Genomic DNA, 23,976 nt, shown 5'->3' with positions numbered 1-23,976 from the left:
AGGATGATGTTCAATCAACGGACATCGGCCTCAAACTGCCGTTGTCCGACGGTCGAAGCTCCAGGGAGGTGCGCAATGACGAGCACAATGGCTCCGAACCGGGGCTCGGCCCATGCGGTACGAACAAGCGAAATCCATCATTATCCAGCAGTTTTGGGTGACGGCGACCGGTATCGCCATGTCATGCGAGCACGAGAAGTATTGCTGACTCAAGGTCAGTGGGATGAGGATTTCGCCCAGCGGAGTGGACTCAGGCCGCAGGTGCTCGACTCGTGGCGGCGTTCGCTGCGATACGGCCTGCGTCCCGACTGCGTGGAGCCGGTCCGCCGCCCGGACGCGGAATTGGACGGCCAGCTGACTCGAATTGTCGAGGCGGTCGTCGAGAAGCGAAAAACGGTGCTGGAGCAGTCGATGTGCGCGCTCACCGTGACCGATCGGGACGGCACACTACTGCGCCGCTGGGTGATGGATCGGCGGCTGGCCCGCTGGCTCGACCAGCGCAACATCATCCCCTCGGTCTCCCTGGACGAGACGACGATCGGAACGTTCAGCGCAATCTGCCTGCTCGACGGGAGTCCGGTCCAGGTGCGGGGGCCCGAGCACTTCTCGGAGGAATATATCGGCGTCACGTCGGCGGGCGCGCCGATCGTCCATCCGGTGAGCCGCAGAATCGTCGGCAGCCTGATTGTCACCTGCCGGTCCGATGACTCGAGCCCGATCCTGCTGGCCTGGGTAACCGAGCTGGCCGCGGAAGTACAGCGTCGCCTGCTCGAATCGTCGAGCAGCCGAGAGCGTCTGTTGCTCGAGGCGTATCTGGCAGAGAATCGCGACGTCCGCCACCCCCTGATCGTGCTCGACGAGCAGACGATCATCACGAATGCCACTGCTGCGCGGGTACTCGCGTCCGTTGATCAGGCGCGGCTCTGGGAGCATGCCGCGCAGGCGATTCGGCAGCGGAATACGGAATCGCAGATGGTCCTGACCGACGGTGCCGCGGTGTCGGTCGCGTGTCGTGAGGTGAATGACGGCACCGGCGCGATCGGTGCGGTTCTGAAGGTGCGGCCCATCGAGGAACGGCAGGCGAGCCGGGGCGCGCTGAGAACAGCGTCGAACTTAGAGGGCTTGGCCGGCAACGGCCTGCGGTGGCGAGAGCTGTGTCATCGGGTCCGCCGATCCGGAGCCGAATGGGCCCTGATCGCCGGCGAACGGGGGACAGGCAGGCTGGCGGTGGCTCGGGCCATGGCCGAGGATGCTCAGGTTCACGTGATCGACGCGATCGAGGTGTCGGCGGAAGGGCCGCAGCGGTGGCTGGTGAAGCTCGATGAGTTGGTTGCCGGCGCAGAGCTGGACTCGGTGTTGGTGATTCGCCACGTCGATGAGCTCGACTGGGGCACGGCGACGGTGACGGCAGGACTGATCGAGCGATGCCGGGCACGACGGATCCGGGTACTAGCGACCGCCCGCGACCGCGTAGACCAGTTGACGCCCAACCCCTTGCTCGAGCTGTTCACTGTGTCGATCGAGGTCCCGCCGTTGCGTGACCGGTTCGAGGACTTGCCGGTGCTGCTGGAAGCGCTGACGGTGGCCGTGCTCGAGCGGTCGGGCAAGCAATCGAAGCCCGTTCGCTGGATGCCTGACGCGGTGCAGACTCTGACCAGACTCGAGTGGCCCTGCAACATCGCGTCGTTGCGGATTCTTGTTCGAGATGTCCTACGCGACAACAGGAACGGGTACATCAGCGCTCGCGACCTACCGGCCAATTTGGTGGCGGCGGCATCCCGTCGCAAACTCGTCGGTCTCGAGTTGGTCGAGGCCACGACCATCATCGCGGCTATGCGCGAGGCGGGTGGAAACAAGAACCGCGCCGCCGATGCGCTGGGCATCGCCAGATCGACCTTGTACCGCAAGGTCCGGGCGCTCGGGATCGACCTGTCCACGATGGCGTTCTGACCGGCTCGGCGGTGTCCAGTGCTGCGACCGCTGAATGTCATTTCAGCACTGCCGCTTTGAGCGGCATCAAGGAGGTGGGGCCGGTGTCGGCCAGTAAGAACGGTGCGTCCGTGCAAGCTGTGACGGCTGACGGAGAAGTCGGCTATTCGGTCGAGGGACCCGTTGCGGTGATTACGTTGGACCGCCCCGGTGCGCACAACGCCTTCACGGTCGACATGGCTCGCCAGCTGGCTGCGGCGACAGATGCGGCCCGGCGTAACGACTCCGTGCATGTGGTGATCGTGACCGGTGCCGGTGAGAAGGCATTCTGTGCGGGCGGTGATCTCGGCGAGCTGATTCCCCGGCTAACCAGGGGTGAACTGGACGTCCTCATCTCCGACCCAGTCAAACGGTATTTCTCCGATGTCCACAAGCCTGTGATCGCCGCAGTGAACGGCATCTGCGTGGCCGGCGGCCTGGAAATCCTGCTCGGCACCGATATCCGTATCGCTGCCGAACACGCGACTTTCGGTGTGCCGGAAGTCCGTTGGGGCCTGGTGCCCGGCGGCGGCACCCACGTGCGGCTGCCGCAGCAGGTGCCGTGGGCGATGGCGATGCAGCTTTTGCTGACGGGCGACCACATCGATGCGCACCGGGCCGCGGCCTGCGGGTTGGTGAACGAGGTCGTCCCGGCAGGCCAGGAACTGCCGCGCGCGATCGAAATCGCGACCCGAATAGCGACGAACGCTCCGCTCGCGGTTCGTGCCTCGAAGGAGATCGCGGTGCGTGCCCTCGCGAATGAACCGCGGTTCGCGCTGGAATTCGCCTTGACCGAGCGCGTCGTGCGCAGCGACGACGCAAAAGAAGGTCCGCGCGCCTTCATGGAGAAGCGCGCCCCTCGCTACCGAAGCCGGTGACGCGGTAAGCGCGCGTCCACGGAACTTGGAAGGAAACGGAAATCGATGACCACCCATAGTCTCTGTCTGCCCCTGCGGCCGAGTGACGAGGAGAAGGAACTGCGGGCCGCGGTCTCCGACATCGTCGGCAAATTCGGCCACGAGTACTACCGGTCCAAAGCAGCGACCGGCGAACCCATGGCCGAGCTGTGGGACCAGTTGGGGCGCAGCGGATATCTGGGCGTCAGCATTCCCGAGGAATACGGTGGCGGCGGCGCGGGACTCACCGAACTCGCCATCGTGCTCGAGGAGCTGTCCGCGGGCGGCTGCCCGGAACTGGCGATGGTGCTGTCGCAAGGCATCGCGGGCAGTGTGCTGCCCCGTCACGGGACCGAGGATCAGAAGCGCCGCTACCTGCCCGAAATCGCCAGCGGCGCGGAGAAATTCGTCTTCGCGCTGACCGAGCCGGACGCCGGGTCGAACTCGCACAACGTGTCCACCTGGGCCAAGCGCGACGGTGACGACTGGATCGTACGTGGCACCAAGTACTACATCTCCGGCATCGACCACTGTGACCACTTCCTGCTGGTAGCGCGCACCGGCACGGATGAACGGACGGGCCGTGGCCGCCTCACGTTGTTCATCGTCGACGACCCCAATATCCGTGGGCTGAGCCGCACGCACATCCCGACGGCGCTGGGCGCTCCCGAGCATCAGTTCACCTTGTTCTTCGACGATGTCCGGCTGCCCGCCGAGGCGGTCGTCGGCGAGGTCGACAACGGGCTCGCTGCCTTGTTCGACGGATTGAATCCGGAGCGCGTGCTCAGCGCCGTGATCTGCCTCGGTGTCGGGCGATACGCGATCGACAAGGCGGTCCGCTACGTCAACGAGCGCAATGTCTGGGGTGTCCCGGTCGGCACCTACCAGGGTGTTCAGCACCCGCTCGCTGAGGCCACCATCGAGCTGACCGGTGCCGCCAGCATGATCTGGCGTGCCGCGGCCGAGATCGATGCGGGCCTGCCCGCGGGTGAGACCGCGAACATGGCCAAGTACCTGGCCTCCCGTGCCGGATACAAGGCTCTCGACACCGCCATCCAAATGCACGGCGGAAACGGCATGTCCCACGAATATGGGCTCGCGGACCTGTGGGGCATCGTCCGGCTGCAGCAGGTGGCGCCGGTGTCGTCGCAGATGGTGCTCAATCACATCGCGCAGCACACCCTCGGGCTGCCCAGGTCGTACTGAGGAGCGGGAGGAATGACAGTAACCATCGAAGAGCTGCAAAAGCTCGAAGGAACCCGGCTGCTCGGCGGCGCCCTCGTCATCGAACCGCATGAGAACGCCATCCTGGAGCACGCCCTGCGTGCGCCGAAAGCCGAGCCCGGCATCGCCCATCCGATGTGGTTCATAGTGATCTCGTTGCGGTGCTTGGGCATCAGCGTGACCGAATTGTGCGATCTGGCCGGGAAGTCCGAGGACGACACGCTCCTGTTCGGGAACTGCGAGATCGAGCAGCATGCAGCGTTGAGCATCGGCGCGCGCTACCGGGCCGAGGCGTTCATCGCATCCACGGGCTCGCGCACCACGCGCGACGGTTCGCGGCTCGACAACCTGGACGTGCGCCTGGAGATCTTCGATGAAACCGGCACCTATTCGGGTGCGGTGACCAGCGTCTATCTGTTCAAGCGTGGAGGCGCACAGTGACTTTCACCGATGACATTCGTGTTGGCACTCGGCTGCCCGAGCGTCGGATCACTGCGGTGAGCGCTGATCACATCAAGATCGTCGCGCTCGTTCTGCAGGACTCGAACCCGATTCATTTCGACCTCGACGCGGTGGCCCGCGCCGGACTGGGCGACCGTGAGGTCAATCAGGGGGGCGCGACCATGGCCTATGTGCTGGACCTGCTCACCGAATGGGCCGGGACGCGCAGCGCCTTGCAGCGAGTCTCCTGTTCCTTCCGCGCGAACGTCTTTGCCGGTGACGACGTCGTCGTGTCCGGTGAGGTGACCGCGGTTACCGAGGACGGACCGGGCCGTCTGGTCGATTGCGACGTGTGGGCCGACGTGGACGGCCGGCGCGCCATCGTGGGCACCGCCACCATCGCGTTGGGCTGAGACGAAGATGCAAGGCGCAGAAGGGAATCAGCGGTGACATCGGCTGGCGACTTCCATCCGGTCCGGGCCATCCGGGATTTCGCCCGAACCTGCCCCGACAGCGTCGCGTTGCGCTGCGCGGACGCGACGCTGACCTTCGCCGAGCTGGACGACCGGGCAAGCCGCGTGGCTCAGGCGCTGCTGCGGTCGGGTGTCACTCGCGGACAGCGTGTCGGGTACCTGGGCCGCAACTGGCCTGAGTTCTTCGAGGTGGTGTTCGGCTGCGCCAAGATCGGGGCCGTGCTGGCTCCGCTGAACTGGCGTCTGACTGCCGCGGATCTCGCCGAATTGATCTCGGATGCCGAGGCCCGGATCGTCGTGACCGACAGCGAGTTCGCGCTCGCCGCGCCATCGGACGTGACCCGGCTGACCATTGGTGAGGGGTACGAGGCATGGCGGGATGCCGAGGACCCCGTGGATCCGGGCACGGTCGCCGGTGTCGACGAGACTTTCATCCAGTTCTACACATCCGGCACCACCGGTCTGCCCAAGGCCGTGATCATCTCGAATGGCAATCTGGCTCACTTGTTCCAAGCGGCCGAACACTGGCGCGTCGACTCGGAATCACGTGTGTCAGTGGTCATGCCGTTGTTTCATATGGGCGGATCGGCGTGGGCGTTCGTCGCCCTATTCCGTGGGGCGCAGTGCATACTGGTCCCCGAGTTCGATGCGGCGGCGCTGGTCGTCGACGTGGGGCGGCTGAAGATCACGAATGTGCTGGTCGCGCCGGCGATGCTGCAGATGATGGTCGATGTTCTCGGCGCTGGGAAAGCGGATTTCTCGGCCCTCCGGTCGATCGTCTACGGTGCTGCACCGATTTCGCTGCCGCTTCTGCATCGTGTCCAGGAGTGCTTCGATGCGCCGCTGATCCAGGTGTTCGGGTTGACCGAGACCTGTGGTGCTGTGGTGCAACTGGATCCCGAGGACCACCGCGGCGAGCTGCTGGCCGCCGTTGGCAAGCCCTACCCGTGGGTGGAGGTCGAGATCCGCGATCCGTTCACTGGAGAGCGGCTGGCGGCCGGGCAAGATGGTGAGATCCTGATTCGTTCGGGGCAGTGCAGCAAAGGGTATTGGCGACGTCCTGAGGAGACAGCGCGGCTGCGCGTCTCCGAGGATTGGTTGCGGACCGGCGACGTGGGCCATTTCGATACCGCCGGATACCTTTTCATCACCGACCGCCTCAAGGACATGATCATCACCGGCGGTGAGAATGTCTACCCTGCCGAGGTAGAGCGCGTGCTCATCAGGCATCCGCAGATTTCCGAGGTCGCTGTGATCGGTGTTCCGGACCGCACGTGGGGCGAAGCGGTGACAGCGGTCGTCGTGCCCCGCCAGGGATCTCAGCTGACCGAGAACATATTGATCAACTGGTCGCGGCCGAGATTGGCGGGCTTCCGCCGCCCGCGCCGGATCGTATTCGTCGATGCGCTGCCGCGGAATCCGAGCGGAAAAGTGCTCAAAGGCGAACTGCGCCGGTACTTCCCGGACCAGCCACAGTGACGGACATGGAGCAGACCGGTGGTGAATCCCGGTCCAGACGAAGGAGTCTTCCTATGATCGAGCGGACGCGCTCATGACCATCCAGTTCGAATTCGACGAAAAGGTCGTCGATATTGCGCGACGGACCGAGAAGCTGGTGCGCGAAGAAGTGCTACCCGTGGAGACCGCCTACGCCGGATCTGCGCACGCACTGCCGGACGAACCGCGGATCCTGCTGCAGCAGGCGGCCAAAGCGGCCGGGGTATTCGCACCGCATGTGTCGTCCGAGTTCGGTGGTCTGGGACTCGACATGCGCGACCGCGCACCGGTCTTCGAAGCAGCGGGCTATTCGCTGTTCGGTCCGCTCGCGCTGAACTGTGCCGCGCCTGACGAGGGCAACATGCACCTGCTCGAACGCGTGGCCACGCCGGCCCAGCGTGAGCGCTTCCTGCGCCCGCTGGCGACGGGGGAGTGGCGCTCCTGTTTCGCCATGACCGAGCCCGCGCCGGGCGCGGGCTCCGACCCGAGCGCGCTGGCTACGACGGCCCAGCGGACATCGGCCGGGTGGGTCATCAACGGCCACAAGTGGTTCATCACCGGCGCGAACGGCGCCGATTTCGCCATCATCATGGCCCGCACCAGCGGGGAACCAGGTGACCGCGGCGGCGCGACCATGTTCCTGGTTCCCACCGCTACACCGGGATTCACGCGCAAGCGCGATATCGACACCCTCGACGAAAGCATGTTCGGCGGCCACAGCGAACTGATCTTCGACAACCTCGAGGTCGGCGACGACGCGGTCCTGGGCGAGGTGGACAAGGGCTTCGACTACGCCCAGGTGCGGCTCGGTCCCGCGCGCATGACGCACTGCATGCGCTGGCTGGGTTCCGCACGTCGGGCCGCCGACATCGCCATCGACCGCGCCAACGAACGGCGCGCGTTCGGCGGACGCCTCGGTGAACTCGGCATGGTGCAGCAGCTGATCGCGGACAACGAGATCGACATTGAGGCGAGCCGCGCACTGATCCTGCGCGCCTGCTGGGAGCTGGACCGCGGCGAGTCCGGTGCACAGATCACCTCCATCACAAAGACTTTCGTGGCGGAGGCGGTCAACCGGGTGGTGGACCGTGCGCTACAGATCTGCGGTGCGCTGGGTATCTCCGGCGACGCGCCGCTTTCGCGGCTCTACCGCGAAGTCCGGCCGTTCCGCATCTATGACGGGCCGTCGGAAACACATCGGTGGGCGATCGCCAAACGGGTCCTACGGGAGGCGCGATGACCACCGCGGTGCCCGAAGGGCTTGATCTACTCGCGCTGAATCGGTACTTTGCCAACCACGTTTCCTCGGTCAAGGGAGAGCTGCGCGCATCGCTGCTGGCCGGCGGGAAGTCGAACCTGACCTATCTGGTCACCGACGGTACGAGCAAATGGGTGCTGCGCCGCCCGCCTCTGGGTCCGCTCACGCCGACAGCGCACGACATGGCGCGGGAGTACCGAGTCGTGGAAGCGCTGCACGGGCAGGGTGTCCCGGTTGCCGAGCCGGTCGCCCTGTGCGAGGACGTCGAGGTGATCGGCGTTCCGTTCGCGGTGGTCTCCTACGTCGAGGGCCGGTCTCTTCAGGACGGTCACGAGGCCGCGGCGCTGTCGACGGCGGAGGCACGGTCATGTTCACAGGCTCTCGTCGACGCGCTTGCCGACTTGCATGCGGTCGACTTCGATGAGGTCGGTCTGAGCGACTTCGGCCGTCCGGCAGGCTATCTCGTTCGCCAGGTGCGACGGTGGCACAGCCAGTGGACGCGGGTCGCCACCCGGGAGCTGGACCAACTGGACCGGCTGCACGACGCTCTGGTAGCGGCGCTTCCCGAACAGGCGGGCGAAACGATCGTGCACGGCGACTACCGGTTGGACAACACCATCCTGGACGCACAGGATGTCGGCCGAATCAATGCGATCGTGGACTGGGAAATGGCCACGCTGGGCGACCCCCTGGCTGATCTCGGGCTTTTACTCGTGTACTGGGACCCACGAACGGAACCGGTACTGGGCGTGCGCCACGCCCCGAGTGCCAATCCTGGATTCCTCACCGCCGACGAGCTGGTTGAGCGCTACGCGCAGCGGACCGGGCACCGGCTCGAGCATCTCGAGTTCTATCGTGCGCTGGGCTATTTCAAGCTCGCCGTGATCGCCGAGGGCATCCACCAGCGTTATCTGGCCGGAAAGACAGTCGGCGACGGATTCCAAACCGTCGGCGATGCCGTTCCTGTTCTCGTCGACGCGGGCCTGGGGGTTTTGTCGTGACCGTGGCAGGCGGTCGCGCCAGTGCACGCCCGAAGGGGACTCTCACACCCTCGGGTGTGCACCGGTAATTCATTGGAACAGAGGAGAACTCATGCAACTATCGGGATCCGCCGCTCTCGTGACCGGCGGTGCGTCCGGTCTGGGGCGGGCCACCGTTGAACGATTGATCGGTGCTGGAGCCCGCGTCGCCATCGTCGATCTGCCGACCTCGGCGGGAGCGGAACTCGCTGAACAGCTCGGCGCCGCAGCAGTTTTCGCGCCCGCCGATGTCCGCGACCCGGACCAGGTGCAGGCTGCGGTGTCCGCCGCGACCGAACTCGGACCGCTGCGCGTGGTTGTCAACGCCGCCGGTATCGGCGACCCGGCTCGCACGATCGGCCGCACAGGCCCGCTCGAGCTGGACCGATTCGTCCGAGTGGTGGAAGTCAACCTGATCGGCACGTTTAACGTCATCCGCCTGGCGGCGGCAGCCATGGCGGTCACCGAACCGGAGTTGGGGGAGCGTGGCGTCATCGTGAACACTGCCTCGGTGGCCGCATACGACGGGCAGATCGGACAGGCGTCGTACTCGGCCTCGAAGGGCGGCATCGTCGGCATGACGCTGCCGATCGCCCGCGATCTGGCCGGTTCGCTGATCAGGGTCATGACTATCGCACCGGGCATGTTCGCCACGCCCATTCTCCGCGGTCTGTCCGATGAGGCCCGCGCGTCGCTGGAAGCTCAGATTCCGCACCCTTCGCGGCTGGGCGATCCTAGGGAATACGCTGCTCTCGTCGAGCACATCGTCACCAACCCGATGTTGAACGGTGAGACGATCCGGCTCGATGGCGCTATCCGGATGGCTCCGCGATGAGCCGGAAGAACGCCTCTCGCGCCGCGATCGTCACCGGAGCGTCGCGTGGGATCGGTGCACTCATCGCCGATCGTCTCGCCGCCGAGGACTGGGATCTGACCCTGTGTGCTCGTTCCGAGGACTCTCTGAGGGCAGTCGCCGAGCAACTCCGTGAGAAATACGGCACGGACGTCGTACAGGTGACAGCGGATATGTCGAACGAAGACGACGTGATCCGCGTGATCGAGGCACACAGCGCCGCATACGATCGGCTCGACGCGCTGGTGCTCAACGCCGGAATGGGCTCGATCGGCCCGTTTGCCGATTTCCCGGTGCGCCGTTTCGACAAGCTGTTCACGGTCAATGTCCGCTCGGCCTATGTAATGGTTCAGCATGCACTGCCGCTGCTGCGGGCAACCGCCGAAATGGCCTCCCAGAGGACCGCGAAAGTCATTGCAGTGTCATCGATGACAGGACTTGCAGGGGAACCACTGAACTCCGCCTACGGCGCAACCAAAGCGGCGTTGACGTCCCTGTGCGAGACCTTGAATGTCGAAGAGTCGGAGGCCGGAGTCATTGCCACAGCGGTCTGTCCCGGCTACGTCGCCACCGACATGACCGCGCCCCTCGCCGACAAAGTCTCGCCGACGGCCATGATCGATCCCGCCGATGTTGCGGAAGTCGTGGTCTCACTGACCCGATTGAGCGGTTCCGTAGTAGTTCCGTCGATCGCGATGACTCGGCCGGGCCCGCATCTCTGGCGCGCCTGACCCGAGTCCTCCGTCAGCACCAACCCAAGTCTCAGCTCTAATTTAATAGAGTGGACACTCAATATAATATACGGGTACCATACGGACCCAACCAGCCAATTTCAGGAGCAAAGAAATGACCACTGACACCGTCCGGGCAGCCATCGTCACCGGAGCCGCACGCGGCATCGGCGCGGCTACCGCGAAGCGGCTGGCCGCCGAGGGATTCGCCGTTGCGGTTCTCGACCTGGACGAGGCGGCCTGCAAGACGGTCGTCGCGGACATCGAAGCTGCGGGTGGAACCGCGCTGGCGGTTGGCGCCGACGTCTCCGACGAGGACAGCGTCACAGCTGCCGTGCAGCGGGTCGCGACCGAACTCGGCACGCCCGCCGTGCTGGTGAACAATGCCGGAATCATCCGCGACAACATGCTTTTCAAGATGACCGCGAGCGACTGGGACTCGGTGATGAACGTGCACCTGCGTGGGGCGTTCCTGATGAGCCGGGCCGTGCAGTCATACATGACGAGCGCCAAATGGGGCCGGATCATCAGCATGTCCAGCACCTCGGCTCTCGGTAATCGCGGCCAGGCCAACTACTCCGCGGCCAAGGCGGGCCTGCAGGGCTTCACCAAGACCCTGGCGATCGAGCTGGGCAAGTTCGGCATCACCGTGAACGCGATCGCGCCGGGATTCATCGAAACCGAAATGACCGCGGCGACCGCGGAGCGCATGGGAATCTCGTTCGAGGACTTCCGCAACGCGGTGGTGAAGCAGATCCCTGTCGGCCGGGCCGGCAAGCCCGACGACATCGCGAATGCGGTGGCCTTCCTTGCTGGAGAAGGTGCGGGATTCATTACCGGCCAGACCCTGTACGTCGCCGGCGGCCCGACCGTCTGATTTGTCAGGAACGCGAAGCATGAAGATTTTCAACGGGATCGGCGAGTTCAAGCAGGAAGCCGGTCAGCACCTGGGCTACAGCGACTGGTTCGAGGTGACACAGACGCAGGTCGATCTGTTCGCAGATGCGACCGGCGATCACCAGTGGATCCACGTCGATCCGGAGGCCGCTGCCGCGGGACCGTTCGGCGCCCCCATCGCACACGGATTCCTGACCCTGTCGCTGATGCCCGTGCTCACTGAGCAGATTTGGCGCATCGACGGGTTGAAGATGGGAATCAATTACGGCTGCAACAAGGTTCGCTTCCCCTCGGTGGTGAAGGTCGGCGACCGGGTTCGGGCCGGTGCCGAGTTGAGCGCTGTCACGCCGACCCCGGCGGGAAATCAGATCTCGATCATCGTCACCGTCGAGATCGAGGGCGGCACGAAGCCGGGCTGTGTGGCCGAATGGCTCCTGCTGCTGGTGGATTGAGCGTCGCGGTCGAGTTCTGACCGGTAGCTGAAACGGAGGCGATAAACATGGAATTCACCGAAATCGAATACGCTGTCGACAAGGGGACAGCGACCATCACACTGCATCGGCCCGACAAGCTCAATGCATTCACCTACACCATGGCGCGGGAGATCGTCGCGGCATGTGATCTGGCGGAGGCGGACGACTCGGTCCGGGTTGTAGTGGTCACCGGTAGCGGTCGCGCGTTCTGCGCGGGTGCCGATCTCGACCCGAACGCCGGCGAATTCGACAAGGCTCGATACAACGGCGCCTATTTCGATGACGGCACTCCCCGCGATGGCGGCGGGTTCGCGTCACTGCGGATCGCGGCCATGCGCAAACCGGTGATCGGAGCGATCAACGGACACGCGATCGGTATCGGGTCGACGCTGACATTGCCGATGGACATCCGGATCGCCTCCGAGAGTGCACGATTCGGCTTCGTGTTCGCCCGGCGATGCCTGACCCCCGAAGCCGGTTCGACCTTCTTCCTGCCCCGGCTCGTCGGCATGTCGCGGGCGATGGAATGGGTTGCCACGGGCCGAATGTTCGGTGCAGAGGAAGCATTGCAGGCCGGTCTCGTCTCGCGGGTGTGCCCCGACGCCGATTTGCTCGACACCGTGTATGCGCTTGCCGCGGAGATCGGCGAGAATGTCGCCCCGGTCGCGTTCGCGGCGGCCAAGCAAATGATGTGGGGAATGGCCGAGTCGGGCAGTCCGTGGACTGCGCATCGGCAGGAATCCCAGGTGCTCATGGACCTCATCGGGTCCAAGGATTTCGCCGAGAGTGTGGCCGCGTTCGTGGAACGGCGCAAGCCGACCTACACGCTCGGTCCCTCCGCCGACTTCCTCACCGCGATCCCCGCTTGGCCCCAGCAGCGGGACTGAAGACCGCAGCGCGGCGGTTACGAGATCCGAACAGAAGAACGGCCGAGGAGGTGATCGGTGTGAATCGACATCGACGGTTTGCGTTGTCCGACCCAGTGATTCGGCACAGGTCGGCAGGAGGCTCGCGATGACCGCCGCGCCGGTCCGCAAGCGCGGGCGCCCGCCCGCCGCGGAAACGGTGGAAACCAGAGAGCGGATCGTTGAGGCAGCAGTAGATTTGTTTGCCGAAAAAGGGTTTCACGGTACTGGCGTTGCGGAGATCGGTGACCGCGCGCAGGTGCAGCGCGGTGCCCTGTACTACCACATCGGTTCCAAGGAAGAGTTGCTGTTCGAGATCCTGCGCAGTTACATCGATCTGGTGGACGAGGACGCCAGGTTGATTGCGGAGGGTGAAGGGGATCCGGTCGAAAAGCTACGCGAACTCATTCGCAGCCACGTCCGACTGATCATCGCGCACCGTCGCGAGGTGGCGATCCACCTGCGGGACGTCTCGGCTCTAACCGGCGACCGAGCGCTCGACCTGCAGCGGCTGGGTGCTGATGTGCGGCAGCGATGGCAGGACGTGATCGACGCCGGCCACGCGGTCGGTGCCCTCCGCACCGCCGACCGCGTCATCACGAACAGCATTCTCAGCATGCTGAATTCAGTGATCTTCTGGTACCACGAGGAAGGCGAACACGGCCCCGACGCTATCGCCGACCTCATTGCCACAGCAGTCTTGGACGGACTGATTCAGTCTCCGATCTCGGTCGCGGTCAGCGAGTCCACCACCCTGAAAATTGAGGAGTATCAACGTGATCGCCATCATCGCTGACTTGACTGTCGTCGACGGTCGCGGCTCGGAGTTCGAAGCTCTGGTCGCGGACCTCGTCGAGCAGATCGCGAACAATGAGCCGGGCAATCTGATGTATCGACTCCTCCGCTCGCAGACGGAGCCGGGCCAGTACACGTTGTTCGAGTTGTACACGGACAAAGGTGCGATCGAGGCACATGCCGGTTCCGAACACTTTCGGTCCGCCGCTCGCAAGTTCGGCGAGTTCTTCGCGGCGGCACCGAAGGTGAGATATTTCGACGCATGCTGAGGCGCCGTCACCAACCGGAACCGGAAACCGGTGGAACGGTACGTGTGTCGTCTCAGTCGTATCGTGCTGACCGGCTCATGGTTGTCGGATTCGTGGCCTTCGGCGTGGCAGTCATCCTCCTAGTGGTGGCCGCCATCTTCATGGCCAATGCCGGCATCCACTCGATCAGCGGAAGGTAACAGAAGACCGAAGCCAACGAGGGCGGTCGGTCCACAGATGAATATCGCGCCCGTGCCGTGACGCACGGAACTCAGTGATCACCGGGATCGGTTCACTGTGTCCGTCGTCGTGGCTTCCTCGCGGCCGACGGACGCTGTCCCGGGACAGTCAACGAGGTCAGGAGGACTCCGTGGAATACTCGAACATCACCGTTCTCAGCCCTAAGGGCACGAACGTCAGAACCGCAACACCGGGAGAGACATCGGCCGTTACGGCCGGCGCCGCTCCCGTTCCGGCATTGGTCATACCCGCCGCGACGACGCCAGGGGAGCCACGCCAACTCAATTCGCTGGACATGCATTTGCTCGACAGCGAAACAGACTGCACGCCAACGCATATCGGCGGCATCATGATCCTGGATTCGGCCAATGCGCCGGATGGGCCCCTCGATGTCGGTTCGTTGCGCCGACTGTTCGCAGAGCGGCTGCATCTGCTCGCGCCGTTGCGCCGTCGGGTCCGGACCGTCCCGCTGGGGTTGGACGTGCCGTACTGGGAAGACTGCACGACGATCGACCTCGGCTATCACGTGCGCGACATCCGGCTCCCGGAGGGAGCGACGGACAAGGACATCGCCGAGTACGTCGGACGGCGGCATGCTGAGACGCTCAATCGGTCTCGGCCACTGTGGGAATTCCACTTGCTGTCCGGCTTGTCCGACGGACGTCAAGCCGCCTACCTGAAACTGCACCACGCGCTGCTCGATGGTGTCTCGGCCGGCGAAGTCCTCGGTGCGATCCTCGATCCGGTTCCCGGCCACCCGCCGCAACCGCTGCCCGACGCTGGACTCCGCCGCGACAAGACGCTGTCCACCATCGAAATGCTCACCCGGACGATCCCCAATACGATCAACCGCCAGGCTGTCCGTGTCCGGTCGGTGTTGGAAGCCGGGCCTGGACTGTTGCGCACGGTGGAAGATCTGTGGTCCAAGTATCGTGCCGAGCCTTTCACCGGCCCGCTCACCCCGCGGCGCGAGGTCGCTTTCGCATCGCTGCCGCTGGATCAGATCAAAGCCGTGAAAACTCGCGTCGACGGCACCATCAACGATGTGGTGATGGCCGTTTGCACAGCCGCCCTCCGGCTTTGGCTGCTGGACCACGAGGTGTCCGTCGAAAAGCCACTCCTCGCTGCGATTCCGGTATCGATCCGTACCGAGGATCAAATGGGCACGTCCGGCAACCAGTTCTCCCTCATGTTCAGCGAACTGCCGATCGGCGAACCAGATCCGGAGCACCGCCTGAAACTGACGCACAGCGCCATGCTGGAAGCCAAGGAGCGCTTCCAGTCGCAGTCTCCGACCATGCTGCATCAAGTGACGTCGATGTTGACACCCCTCCTACACGGGCTGACCACCCGCGGGCTGCTCCGTGCGACAGCGCCGATCCTGCCGCTGACGAATCTGCTCATCTCCAACGTCCCAGGACCGAAGACGCCCGTGTACCTCGGCGGCATTCGTCTGCTCGGCAACTATCCGGTCTCCGCCTTGGCGGAAACCTTTGGGGGCCTGAACATCACCGCAGTCTCCTACGAAAATCACGTCGACTTCGGAATCCTCGCCTGCGCCGACATCATCGAGGATGCCTGGGAGATCGCACGTTACCTGGAAGTCGCGCTGTCGGAGCTGGCAGGGTAGCTCAGGCTCCCGCCTTTCATACATTGATGGACCCGGAGCGCCGGCGCTCCGGTGCCCGTTCGTTGGGGCGGAACCTTCTGTACCTTGCCCGGTTTCATCAGTGGATTGTCGGTGGCGATATCCCGGCTGCGATGGAGTTGATCCACTCCGAGCGTTGTCCTCAACGAGGCGGACGGGCTGCCGTATGGCGGTGACTACATCGGTGGTCAAGAATTCCTGCAATTGGCGACCCTGCTCACGAAACGCTGGACGTGACCGTGCACTCCTGGCAGGCGGACGAAGCAGGTGAGCTGGTCGTTGTCCAAATGGCCGTGACGTTGTCGTCCAAGGAAACCTGCCGCACGTTGGATACGTTGGTCGTGGCGCTGTATCGGTTCACCGATGAGCAGATATCGGGGATTGACGTCCATCGCAAGGACACGAAAGCCGTAGTCGACCTCGTGGCTGAGCCTACGGGCCTCGTAGGCGCGTAGGACGTGAGCTGGCGGCGAGAGAATCGGGTTGCGTGGATCTGCGTCGAGCTGGTCCCGGGTCGCCCGATGGGGCCCAGGCCTCACCCGTTACCTCCTCGTCGACGGCAACGCTCTCGGCGCACGAAGGAGCATTGTGGGCCGCTCCGGTATTTGTTGGTGTCAAGGTATGGCGAAATCACCGGAGCATGAAGATCTTTCAGCTCAGTCGGGGCCGACAGTGTCGAGGCGGACCTTGTTCCGCCGGATTTCCTCATAATGCGTACCGGCCCAATGATTGAGGGCCAGCATGGTGTCGAACAGAATCGCCCTGAGGCGGTGCGTACTCGACTCGCGGAGGTACCTCGGCGTCAGCGGGTCCGAGTGACCAGACCGTCGCGGCGATGGGGTCGCAAAGTAAGCCTCAGCATGCGTTGGGAGATGCCCGGAATTGCGCGCTGCAGGTCGGATACTGCGACGGTCAGGCCGCTGGTCGCGTCCCGGGCTTCCCTGGCGGCTGCTGGGTTCGGTGGGCCGAGCTGATCAACCCGGAGGCCTGGCGCTGGCACCGGGATGTGGTGGGCGGCAACCGGACTCCCATCGTGGACACCTGGTGGTAGACCGAGACCGGCGCCGTCATGATCTCGCCGCTGCCGGGTGTCGCCGCGGCCAAGCCGGGTGCGGCCATGACCCCGCTGCCGGGTATCTCCGCGAAAGTCGTTGACGAGGAAGGCAATCCGGTCGCCCTGGGCGAGACCGAGGCCAACGGGTACCTGGTGCTCGACGAGCCGTGGCCGGCCATGCTGCGTGGCATCTGGGGCGACAACGAGCGGTACAAGGACACCTACTGGTCGCGGTACGCCGAGAAGGGCTGGTACTTCGCGGGTGACGGCGCCAAGCTCGACACCGACGGGGACCTGTGGGTGCTCGGCCGCGTCGACGACGTCATGAACGTGTCCGGCCACCGCATCTCGACCGCCGAGGTGGAGTCCGCGCTGGTGGGCCACTCCGGCGTCGCGGAGGCGGCGGTCGTCGGCGCGTCCGACGAGACCACCGGCCAGGGCATCGTGGCGTTCGTGATCGTCACCGCCGAGGCCACCGAGGACGGTGTCGTCGATCGCGATGACGAGGACAGCGGCAGCATCGGACCCTCGGCCGGTAGACAGTTCCTCTGCTGCGGTCGGGCTCACAGCCCGTTGGGCGTCTTCCAGTGCGAGCGGGTGATCGCACCGACCAGGTGAAAGATGTTCTGGGTCCGCATCATCGGCGCCGCGGCGTTGGGGTCGAAGTCGGCATTGGCCTTGCTGGTGGGCTGTTGGGGTTCGTGACCGAACCCCAACAGAGAGCCGGGCTACTTGATGGCTACGCGCACGCCACCCGAGAACGCCGAGTCATGAAGCTCGACCGAGGCCGGCACAGTGCTCTTTGGCACATCGAAGGCGAGAATCACCGAGATCTTGTTGCCCGGATTGACATCGCTCGCGACGTTCGTGTTCAGATTGAGCTCCGCCGCAGTGTCATTGCTGAAGAGCTTCCCCTGATCATCGACGAGCTTCTGGTTCTCCCCGAAGTAGGTCTGGGTCTTGTCGCCGATGTTGGTGATATCGAGGTACACCAGCACGTACTCGCCCTGCGCATCCTTCTTCAGGAATTCGTTGGTGCCAACCGAACCAACTGGCGGATCAACCCGAGTAACCACGAACGAGAACTTCCCGTCCCGAACAGTCGAACCTACCGGCTCAGCGGTGGTCCGCTTCTCCTCCTGCTTGGCCACTTCGTGCGCCGCGCCGCCGATCAGCAGCGCACACCCGCCGAACAGCAGCAGGATGCAGGCAAAGAATCCACCGAGCACCCACGGCCACACGCGCCGCTTCTTCGGAGGCTGGGGGTAGTACGGGGTCGGCTGCTGGGGGTATTGAGGATTAGTCATCTTGGGATGAATTCCTTTGTGAGTTAGGGATATTGATGGAGCGACGTGATGTCAGGACATGTCGCCGGCGAGGACGTCCGTCACAACGGCGGTGAGCGCATCGTTCGGACCACTGGTACTGACCAGCTCCTTCTTGTCGAACCGGTAGTTGACCCGGCTGGGGCTGCTACCTCGGCTGATCGCGAAGAAGTTCGTCTGCGGCCCGTTCACCCCGCCGCAGATTTCATCGAACGCCGTCCACTTCTGGCCCGCCGAGATGTCCTGAGTGAAGCTGATTACTCTGGTCGATCTGAACGAAGACATCGCAGTCGGCTGATCCGTAAGAGGTCTTCTTCAGGACTGTCAGCGACAGGCTGATCTGATCGACGGTGGGCGAAGATCAGCCCTGCTGCCACGGTGCCGGTGGCGATAGTCCGTTTGAATATGATTCCTCGTAAAGTATTGTGGAAGGAATTGATTGGGAGAGCGATCTACTCCCTCAACCAAACGGTCAGCGATTTATTCGATCTCTACCTGCCGGACAAGGACTTCGGGGGATACGTCGGCTACGTGCTGGAGAACCAGGCCGAAGCCGAGCCGATCAAGCAACTGAGCCGGGCACTGCTTCCTCTCTACGAGTACTTGCCCTCACAGAACCCCTTCACAGACGGACGAGCGGCAGCGCTCGCACTATCCATGCCTGCCTGGAAGACGCTCGTCGACAGCGACAGGAAGGCTCTCGACCTGATGCCGGGCAAGACAGGGTAGTTCGGCCCAAAACGGGTCCCGATTCGGACGGAACCTGTGTGAGTTCGATCCATTGGTGCGGCGCACTGAATTTCGAGATCAAGGGTGGCCATCGGCGATCAGCTCAACGCTCTCGTCGGAGCGGCGTTTGCGATGAGATACTCGAGCAGCCTGACGAGGACCAGCTTCGCGGACTCGCGATCGCGGGCGTCGCAGAGTTGGACTGGAACGTGGTCGGGAATGTCCAGTGCGTTGCGCACTTCGTCCTCGTCGTAGAGGTCTGCCCCGTCGAAGCAGTTCACCGCGACGATGAATGGGATTCCACGGGATTCGAAGAAGTCGACCGCGGCGAAGGATTGATCGAGTCGGCGGGTGTCGGCGAGTACGACCGCTCCCAGCGCGCCCATCGACAGCTCGCCCCACATGAACCAGAACCGTTCCTGGCCGGGTGTGCCGAACAGGTACAGCACGAGTTGTGCGTTGAGGGTGATCCTGCCGAAGTCGAGTGCGACTGTGGTGGTCGTCTTGGACTCGACGCCGGTGAGGTCGTCGACGTTCGCGCTGAGGTCGGTGAGTCGTTCCTCGGTTCGAAGGGGCGGGATCTCGCTTGTCGCGCCGACGAAGGTCGTCTTGCCGGCGCCGAAACCGCCAGCGACGAGTATCTTGACCGATTGGACACCGAGTTCCCGTGTGGTGTCACGCATTGCGAATTCCATCGAGCACCGCCTGTAGCAGTCCGAGATCCGGGTTGCCGAAAGATCTGGTGGGGGATCGGTAGATCAGATAGCCCGCGCCGATCAGGTCGCTGACGAGTACTTTGACCGCAGCCAGCAAGAGATTCAATTGCGCGGAAATCTCGGCAATGGAGACCGGTCTCCCCTGACACATTCGGAGGATCTCTTCGTATTCGCGATCCAAGCTCGCGGTGTCCGTTGCGGAGTGGACCGCGACGACCAACGTGATCATGTCCAGTTCATGGAGATTCCGTCCCGCACGTCCGCGGGTCACCGCGAACGGGCGGACGAGCGGGCCGGGATCGTCGTCGAGCCAGTGGCCGTGGTCGTCGTATGTCATGGCCGCTGCTGAGTCATCGAGCCGGACATCTGGACGCGCGGTGACGCGGACAGCTTGTCGCCGACCTGTTGCACGATCACATTCATCTCGTAGGCGACCATTCCCAGATCGGAGTCCGCCGACGCGAGCAGCGCCAAGCACGCGCCGTATCCGGCCTCTGTGACCACCAGGTAGCCGTACTCGAGTTCGATCACGGTCTGTTGGACAGCGCCTTTCGCGAATTGGCTGCCCACTCCGCGGGCCAGGCTGCCCAGCGCCGCGGCCATCGCCGCGAGGTGTTCGGCCTCTTCACGCACAACATTCCCGGAGCGCGCGATCACTAGTCCGTCCTCGGAGAGAACTACGGCCTTCTCTGCGCCGGCCAACCGGCCGACCAGGTCGTCGAGTAGCCAATCCAGACCGCTGACGGAGGCGCCCACCGCCGCATAGTTATTCATTTCCCGACCATCCGTTTCCACTCATCGTCTGGGTGTCGAACCCGCGTCCCTGGCGGGTTCCCTTCTGCAAGGAGGACATTGCGTTTCGCGCGTCAGCGGCGCTGCGCCGCCCTCTCGTCGGACCGGCAGGCGGTCCTTGGGGTAGTGCGTGCTCCGCCGTCGTGTTCTCGATCTGCAGTTGGGGCGCCAGGTGGGTTTGCCGTCTGCGCTTCGGGAGAGGAGCTCGACTGGCCCTGTCACCCGAGCCCGAAGTGCGGACCACGGGGATGGGTCGCTCGGTCGGCTCAATCTCGATCTGGATGGACGCGAACGACTCTCGCGTCGGCTGTGGAGGCGGGACGTCCCGGGGCGCAGAATAGGACTCGTAGAAATCAGGCATGTCTTCCGTGCTCGTAGGGGCGAGCGGATGAAGCGGACTGTTGTAGGCGTGGAATCCCTGGTCCTCGATCACGGCTTGCTGGGCTTCGGCGACCCCTTCCAACAACGCGGCGGGGAGCAGGGTTACGGCACTGACTCCGCCGTAGGCCGATTCCGAAAGCTTCACTTTGATGTTGTGCCGCTGCGCCAACTGGCCGACGACGAACAAACCGAGTTGCCGGTGGCCAGTGCTGGCCATCTGCTGGAAATCAGGTGGGCTGGAGAGCAATTCGTTGAGCCGATCGCGATCCTCGGGCCGGATTCCCAGCCCTTGATCTTCGATCTCGATGACTGCACCATTCCCGACGAGATTGCCGCGCACCGCGACCGGTGAGCCTGGTGGCGAGAAGGCTGTCGCATTGTCGACCAACTCGGCCAGCAGGTGGATGAGGTCCGCGACGACCTTGCCGTGCACCCAGACTTCCGGAAGCCGGACCGCGTTCACCCGGGCGAAGTCGCGGGTCTCGGAGATCGCACTGCGCGCAATCTCCTCGAGGCTGACCGGCCGACGCCATTTGCGGCCAGGCTGACCGCCGCCGAGAATCAGCAAGTTTTCCGCATTGCGGCGTGCGCGCGTGGCCAGATGGTCGAGCTCGAACAGCAATTCGAGGTGCTCGGGGTCATCTTGCTTGGATTCGGCAGTGTCCAGCACCGCAAGCTGCTGGTGAACCACGACCTGACTGCGTCGGGCGATGTCGAGGAAGACCTTGTTGAAGCCGTTTCGCGTCTCCGCTTCCGCGGCAGCGGCGGCGAGGGCGGCACGCTGCGCCGAATGGAACGCCTCTGCGACTTCTCCCAGCTCATCTCTACCCTCGTCCGCTCGACCGAGTTCGCTGTCGACATCGACCGACTGTCCCTCCTGCAGTCGCCGCATCATCGAAGGCAGGGTTTTGTCCGCCAGTTCCAGCGTCTTGTTGCGGAGCGAACGAAGTCGTCGAACCAACGTGCGGGCGATTCTCACCGAGATGATCAAGGAGAGGATGGCTACGACGAGCGCGGCGACGCCCGCGATCGACGACTGCTCGATCTGCTTGTTCGCCTCCTCGTAGGAGACGTCCTGTGCGTGGCGGTAACTGTCGCTCCAGAGAGTTCGCAACTTGCCGCCGATACGATCCTGTGCCGCAGTCCATTCGGAGGCCGGGACTGACAACTCTCCGGACTCGCTCAGCCCTGCATCGGCGTTCGAGATCAGTTGCCAATCCGGGCTCGCCGTCAGCTGTTCGTACTGGCTGCGGCCTGCCTCGGTCATCTGCGGTGCCGACGCATCCAGCTGACTGCGGAATCCGCCCGCGAGCTGTTCATACATCAACCGTTCGCGGGGTGCCAACGGGCTGTCATTCGCGAGTGTGGTGCTGGCAAGGCCCACGGACCGAGAGTGCAGATCCGCGGCGTGGCAGAGATTGGCTGCGACCATCTCGAGTCCCACCGACTTGGGATCCTTGGAAGCGCGCCCCATATCGTTCAACCCGGAGACCAGAATGCCCGTGAGGTTGGAGTAGTAGCCGTCGATATCGGTCGACGTCGCCCGGTGCTCATCAACCGATTTGCGGATCGGCGGCAGTTTCTGTACAGCTGCCACGAACGCCGGGAAGGACCGTGAAATCGCCTCGGCATTGAGATTCTGCAGCTCTGGTCCGATGTCCGTCGTCTTCTGCAGGACGGAATCGGTCGTAGTGCGCAGCGCCCCCAATTTGCCTGCGGCCGTGGCATCCCCGGCCGCGGCGAGAAGGCTGCCGGTTCGCTCCGACTGCAGAGCCACGACGAAGTCGAGCAGCAGCGGGATGTGGCTACTGAGCGCGTCTGACCACCGCCGCGCGTCGAGCCCATCCTTGACCAGCACTGCTGAGAACGTGCCTCCCATGACCATCAGCGCGACACTGGGGACGAGAACAAGGGCCAGGACCCTGGTGCGGATCGACCCAGGCTTGCGGGCTCGGTGCCAGAGCCGTTGGAGGTAGCTGGTACTACCGGAACTTCGGTCCACCGCTGTATCGGTGGCTGCCGCCATCATCTCGCGTCTGTCTCCTCGCGGGTACCGCCAACAAACCCTGACTCGCCTGCGCGGCCACGTAGGGCGCACAGGCGTGAGCTAGGTTACTGACTGAATGTCAGGACTGCAATACGGTTAATCGACGGAAAACGATGAGGGGGCGCGGGTTTCTCGGCTCCGGAGTGGCTCAGCATCAAGCGATTTCACCAGTTCGATGTTTGTACCAGCATCGATGTCTCGCCGGTGATTGCCCATCGAGAGTCAGTAAGTCGACGCTTATGCGCTGAGTGCGTAGGTGCGAATGTCGGTGTGGTCGGTGTAGCTCACCCGGCCCAGCATCGTCAGCACATCCAGGTGCGCATGGATTTCGGTGACCGCGGACAGCTGGTGATCGATCGGCAATTCGTCCAGCCGACGATGCCGCCGGGTCCATCGCAATGCGTGAGCCACTTCGTATGCGGTGGCCGACCCTGAGGCGACTTCGTCGCAGATCTCATCGAGCCGGTGCTGATGATGGCGTACGAGTTCCTCGACCCGGCTGTGGCTGCTGGCGGTCACGGGGCCGTGGGACGGCAGCACGGCCGAATCCGGTAGGTCGCGGATCAGCTCGAGAGAACGGATGTAGGAGCGAAGCGGATGCGCTTCGGGCACCCATTCGAGACCGATCGACGGGGTGACGTGCGGCAGAATATGGTCGCCGGAGAACAGTAGTCGGCTCTCGGCGTGGCGAAAGGCGACATGGCCCCGTGTGTGTCCAGGAGTCGCGATGACTTCGATCTCCCCGTCGTTGAGCTGGATACGGTCCCCGTTGTCGAGCCAGCCGTCCGGTAGTCCGAAAGAGACGCCGCCTTCGTTCTCGGGTGGCTGGGTACGTGCGAGCTCGCGGGCGAGCTCCGGTGCGCCGCAGCGGGCGAGCAATTGGGCATGGTTGGGAAACCGGCCGGAGCGGCTGCGAAACCCTGTGATGCTGTGATGCTCGGCCCGGCCGATCAACAGCTCGGAGCCGAGCGTGGCGCGCCATGCATACGCCTGGGAGTAATGGTCCCAATGGTGGTGTGTGGCAAGGCAAGTGACGATGTCGTCGAGGCGGTAACCGAGCTGTCGCAGCGCCGCAGTCATGGCGTTTTCGGTGTCCGGCCCATACCAGCCGGGGTCGATGACGACCAGCCCGTTGGCGGTTTCGAGGACATAGCAGTTGACTGTGTCGAGTCCATCGAGCGGGAGTGGGAGTGGAACACGGTGAATTCCGCGGGCGATCTGGTGGGCGCCGGGTTCTGTCCAATCCTCGGCTTGCTTGGCTACCGCGGGCATGCGCACCACTCTCTTTCCGTTCCGTGCGGATATCAGGCCACTACTGACTGTATGTCAGATAGGTGACGGTGGTGAGATCGCGTGCCTCGCTTGC

General features: G+C 64.1%; 25 protein-coding genes and 1 pseudogene. 19 read left to right on the top strand and 7 right to left on the bottom strand.

What is annotated here, in order from left to right:
- Positions 1-3: 3 nt before the first annotated feature.
- From ACFXIV_RS44670 to ACFXIV_RS44585, 18 genes and pseudogenes are all read left to right on the top strand, one after another.
- Complete coding sequence (locus tag ACFXIV_RS44670) at positions 4-1,950, top strand: sigma-54-dependent Fis family transcriptional regulator (protein WP_379421458.1); 1,947 nt, start codon at positions 4-6, stop codon at positions 1,948-1,950.
- 56 nt (positions 1,951-2,006) lie between these two features.
- A complete protein-coding gene (locus ACFXIV_RS44665) occupies positions 2,007-2,846 on the top strand; it encodes an enoyl-CoA hydratase/isomerase family protein (protein ID WP_379403106.1) in 840 nt (279 codons plus the stop codon).
- 66 nt (positions 2,847-2,912) lie between these two features.
- The gene (locus ACFXIV_RS44660; protein WP_379403148.1) at positions 2,913-4,070 is read left to right on the top strand and encodes an acyl-CoA dehydrogenase family protein; all 1,158 of its coding nucleotides are present in this window, start codon (positions 2,913-2,915) and stop codon (positions 4,068-4,070) included.
- Between the two features lie 12 nt (positions 4,071-4,082).
- Positions 4,083-4,529, top strand: a complete 447-nt coding sequence (locus ACFXIV_RS44655) for a hypothetical protein (protein ID WP_379403107.1) — start codon at positions 4,083-4,085, stop codon at positions 4,527-4,529.
- Positions 4,530-4,585: 56 nt separating this feature from the next.
- Positions 4,586-4,942: a MaoC family dehydratase gene (locus tag ACFXIV_RS44650; protein WP_379403108.1), complete on the top strand. Its 357-nt coding sequence runs from the start codon at positions 4,586-4,588 to the stop codon at positions 4,940-4,942.
- Positions 4,943-4,975: 33 nt separating this feature from the next.
- On the top strand, positions 4,976-6,481 hold the full coding sequence (locus tag ACFXIV_RS44645; protein WP_379403109.1) for an AMP-binding protein: 1,506 nt from the start codon (positions 4,976-4,978) through the stop codon (positions 6,479-6,481).
- Positions 6,482-6,554: 73 nt separating this feature from the next.
- Positions 6,555-7,739 (top strand): acyl-CoA dehydrogenase family protein, encoded by a 1,185-nt coding sequence (locus ACFXIV_RS44640; RefSeq protein ID WP_379403110.1) that lies wholly within the window; start codon positions 6,555-6,557, stop codon positions 7,737-7,739.
- A complete protein-coding gene (locus ACFXIV_RS44635; RefSeq protein WP_379403111.1) occupies positions 7,736-8,758 on the top strand; it encodes a phosphotransferase family protein in 1,023 nt (340 codons plus the stop codon). The genes ACFXIV_RS44640 and ACFXIV_RS44635 overlap by 4 nt, the downstream gene beginning before the upstream one ends.
- 91 nt (positions 8,759-8,849) lie before the next feature.
- On the top strand, positions 8,850-9,611 hold the full coding sequence (locus tag ACFXIV_RS44630; protein WP_379403112.1) for a 3-hydroxyacyl-CoA dehydrogenase: 762 nt from the start codon (positions 8,850-8,852) through the stop codon (positions 9,609-9,611).
- Positions 9,608-10,360 carry an SDR family NAD(P)-dependent oxidoreductase gene (locus tag ACFXIV_RS44625; RefSeq protein ID WP_379403113.1) on the top strand — a complete coding sequence of 251 codons (753 nt, stop codon included), beginning with the start codon at positions 9,608-9,610 and terminating at the stop codon, positions 10,358-10,360. The genes ACFXIV_RS44630 and ACFXIV_RS44625 overlap by 4 nt, the downstream gene beginning before the upstream one ends.
- Before the next feature lie 115 nt (positions 10,361-10,475).
- Positions 10,476-11,237 carry a 3-oxoacyl-ACP reductase FabG gene (gene fabG, locus ACFXIV_RS44620; protein WP_379403114.1) on the top strand — a complete coding sequence of 254 codons (762 nt, stop codon included), beginning with the start codon at positions 10,476-10,478 and terminating at the stop codon, positions 11,235-11,237.
- A gap of 19 nt (positions 11,238-11,256) precedes the next feature.
- On the top strand, positions 11,257-11,709 hold the full coding sequence (locus tag ACFXIV_RS44615; protein ID WP_379403115.1) for a MaoC family dehydratase: 453 nt from the start codon (positions 11,257-11,259) through the stop codon (positions 11,707-11,709).
- Positions 11,710-11,756: 47 nt separating this feature from the next.
- Complete coding sequence (locus ACFXIV_RS44610; RefSeq protein WP_379403116.1) at positions 11,757-12,617, top strand: enoyl-CoA hydratase-related protein; 861 nt, start codon at positions 11,757-11,759, stop codon at positions 12,615-12,617.
- 127 nt (positions 12,618-12,744) lie between these two features.
- Positions 12,745-13,431, top strand: a complete 687-nt coding sequence (locus tag ACFXIV_RS44605) for a TetR family transcriptional regulator (protein WP_379403117.1) — start codon at positions 12,745-12,747, stop codon at positions 13,429-13,431.
- Positions 13,412-13,699 (top strand): putative quinol monooxygenase, encoded by a 288-nt coding sequence (locus ACFXIV_RS44600; RefSeq protein WP_379403118.1) that lies wholly within the window; start codon positions 13,412-13,414, stop codon positions 13,697-13,699. Before ACFXIV_RS44605 ends, ACFXIV_RS44600 begins: the two co-directional genes overlap by 20 nt.
- A gap of 349 nt (positions 13,700-14,048) precedes the next feature.
- On the top strand, positions 14,049-15,548 hold the full coding sequence (locus tag ACFXIV_RS44595) for a wax ester/triacylglycerol synthase family O-acyltransferase (RefSeq protein WP_379403119.1): 1,500 nt from the start codon (positions 14,049-14,051) through the stop codon (positions 15,546-15,548).
- Positions 15,549-15,799: 251 nt separating this feature from the next.
- Positions 15,800-16,021 carry a hypothetical protein gene (locus ACFXIV_RS44590; protein ID WP_379403120.1) on the top strand — a complete coding sequence of 74 codons (222 nt, stop codon included), beginning with the start codon at positions 15,800-15,802 and terminating at the stop codon, positions 16,019-16,021.
- 490 nt (positions 16,022-16,511) lie between these two features.
- Positions 16,512-17,106: pseudogene (locus ACFXIV_RS44585) on the top strand (AMP-binding protein); the annotation flags it as partial.
- Positions 17,107-17,348: 242 nt separating this feature from the next.
- Here ACFXIV_RS44585 and ACFXIV_RS44580 read toward each other — a convergent pair.
- Positions 17,349-17,927 carry a DUF4352 domain-containing protein gene (locus tag ACFXIV_RS44580; RefSeq protein WP_379403121.1) on the bottom strand — a complete coding sequence of 193 codons (579 nt, stop codon included), beginning with the start codon at positions 17,925-17,927 and terminating at the stop codon, positions 17,349-17,351.
- 51 nt (positions 17,928-17,978) lie between these two features.
- Positions 17,979-18,230 (bottom strand): hypothetical protein, encoded by a 252-nt coding sequence (locus ACFXIV_RS44575; protein ID WP_379403122.1) that lies wholly within the window; start codon positions 18,228-18,230, stop codon positions 17,979-17,981.
- Positions 18,231-18,323: 93 nt separating this feature from the next.
- Between ACFXIV_RS44575 and ACFXIV_RS44570 the strand changes: the two genes are divergently transcribed.
- The gene (locus tag ACFXIV_RS44570; RefSeq protein WP_379403123.1) at positions 18,324-18,674 is read left to right on the top strand and encodes a hypothetical protein; all 351 of its coding nucleotides are present in this window, start codon (positions 18,324-18,326) and stop codon (positions 18,672-18,674) included.
- A 98-nt stretch (positions 18,675-18,772) separates the two neighbouring features.
- Here ACFXIV_RS44570 and ACFXIV_RS44565 read toward each other — a convergent pair whose 3' ends face one another.
- The 5 genes from ACFXIV_RS44565 to ACFXIV_RS44545 all read right to left on the bottom strand — a co-directional run bounded on the left by ACFXIV_RS44565 (position 18,773) and on the right by ACFXIV_RS44545 (position 23,882).
- Positions 18,773-19,357, bottom strand: a complete 585-nt coding sequence (locus tag ACFXIV_RS44565) for an ATP/GTP-binding protein (RefSeq protein ID WP_379403124.1) — start codon at positions 19,355-19,357, stop codon at positions 18,773-18,775.
- Entirely contained in the window at positions 19,350-19,727 is a 378-nt protein-coding gene (locus ACFXIV_RS44560; protein WP_379403125.1) for a DUF742 domain-containing protein, read from the bottom strand. Before ACFXIV_RS44560 ends, ACFXIV_RS44565 begins: the two co-directional genes overlap by 8 nt.
- Entirely contained in the window at positions 19,724-20,164 is a 441-nt protein-coding gene (locus ACFXIV_RS44555; protein ID WP_379403126.1) for a roadblock/LC7 domain-containing protein, read from the bottom strand. The genes ACFXIV_RS44560 and ACFXIV_RS44555 overlap by 4 nt, the downstream gene beginning before the upstream one ends.
- Positions 20,157-22,421 carry a nitrate- and nitrite sensing domain-containing protein gene (locus tag ACFXIV_RS44550; protein WP_379403127.1) on the bottom strand — a complete coding sequence of 755 codons (2,265 nt, stop codon included), beginning with the start codon at positions 22,419-22,421 and terminating at the stop codon, positions 20,157-20,159. The genes ACFXIV_RS44555 and ACFXIV_RS44550 overlap by 8 nt, the downstream gene beginning before the upstream one ends.
- Positions 22,422-22,847: 426 nt before the next feature.
- Complete coding sequence (locus ACFXIV_RS44545) at positions 22,848-23,882, bottom strand: MBL fold metallo-hydrolase (protein ID WP_379403128.1); 1,035 nt, start codon at positions 23,880-23,882, stop codon at positions 22,848-22,850.
- Between the last annotated feature and the right edge of the window lie 94 nt (positions 23,883-23,976).

The organism is Nocardia sp. NPDC059236, from assembly GCF_042754085.1.
In the GTDB taxonomy this organism is placed as follows: domain Bacteria; phylum Actinomycetota; class Actinomycetes; order Mycobacteriales; family Mycobacteriaceae; genus Nocardia.
The sequence above is the reverse complement of the archived record's forward strand: the minus strand, read 5'-3'. Positions and strand labels throughout refer to the sequence as shown.

Bases quoted from the DNA above. Each gene is read 5' to 3' on its own strand.
- ACFXIV_RS44670 (WP_379421458.1), top strand. From the start codon at position 4: ATGATGTTCAATCAACGGACATCGGCCTCAAACTGCCGTTGTCCGACG.
- ACFXIV_RS44655 (WP_379403107.1), top strand. From the start codon at position 4,083: ATGACAGTAACCATCGAAGAGCTGCAAAAGCTCGAAGGAACCCGGCTG.
- ACFXIV_RS44640 (WP_379403110.1), top strand. From the start codon at position 6,555: ATGACCATCCAGTTCGAATTCGACGAAAAGGTCGTCGATATTGCGCGA.
- ACFXIV_RS44635 (WP_379403111.1), top strand. From the start codon at position 7,736: ATGACCACCGCGGTGCCCGAAGGGCTTGATCTACTCGCGCTGAATCGG.
- ACFXIV_RS44630 (WP_379403112.1), top strand. From the start codon at position 8,850: ATGCAACTATCGGGATCCGCCGCTCTCGTGACCGGCGGTGCGTCCGGT.
- ACFXIV_RS44625 (WP_379403113.1), top strand. From the start codon at position 9,608: ATGAGCCGGAAGAACGCCTCTCGCGCCGCGATCGTCACCGGAGCGTCG.
- fabG (WP_379403114.1), top strand. From the start codon at position 10,476: ATGACCACTGACACCGTCCGGGCAGCCATCGTCACCGGAGCCGCACGC.
- ACFXIV_RS44615 (WP_379403115.1), top strand. From the start codon at position 11,257: ATGAAGATTTTCAACGGGATCGGCGAGTTCAAGCAGGAAGCCGGTCAG.
- ACFXIV_RS44610 (WP_379403116.1), top strand. From the start codon at position 11,757: ATGGAATTCACCGAAATCGAATACGCTGTCGACAAGGGGACAGCGACC.
- ACFXIV_RS44605 (WP_379403117.1), top strand. From the start codon at position 12,745: ATGACCGCCGCGCCGGTCCGCAAGCGCGGGCGCCCGCCCGCCGCGGAA.
- ACFXIV_RS44580 (WP_379403121.1), bottom strand. From the start codon at position 17,927: ATGACTAATCCTCAATACCCCCAGCAGCCGACCCCGTACTACCCCCAG.
- ACFXIV_RS44575 (WP_379403122.1), bottom strand. From the start codon at position 18,230: ATGTCTTCGTTCAGATCGACCAGAGTAATCAGCTTCACTCAGGACATC.
- ACFXIV_RS44565 (WP_379403124.1), bottom strand. From the start codon at position 19,357: ATGCGTGACACCACACGGGAACTCGGTGTCCAATCGGTCAAGATACTC.
- ACFXIV_RS44560 (WP_379403125.1), bottom strand. From the start codon at position 19,727: ATGACATACGACGACCACGGCCACTGGCTCGACGACGATCCCGGCCCG.
- ACFXIV_RS44555 (WP_379403126.1), bottom strand. From the start codon at position 20,164: ATGAATAACTATGCGGCGGTGGGCGCCTCCGTCAGCGGTCTGGATTGG.
- ACFXIV_RS44545 (WP_379403128.1), bottom strand. From the start codon at position 23,882: ATGCCCGCGGTAGCCAAGCAAGCCGAGGATTGGACAGAACCCGGCGCC.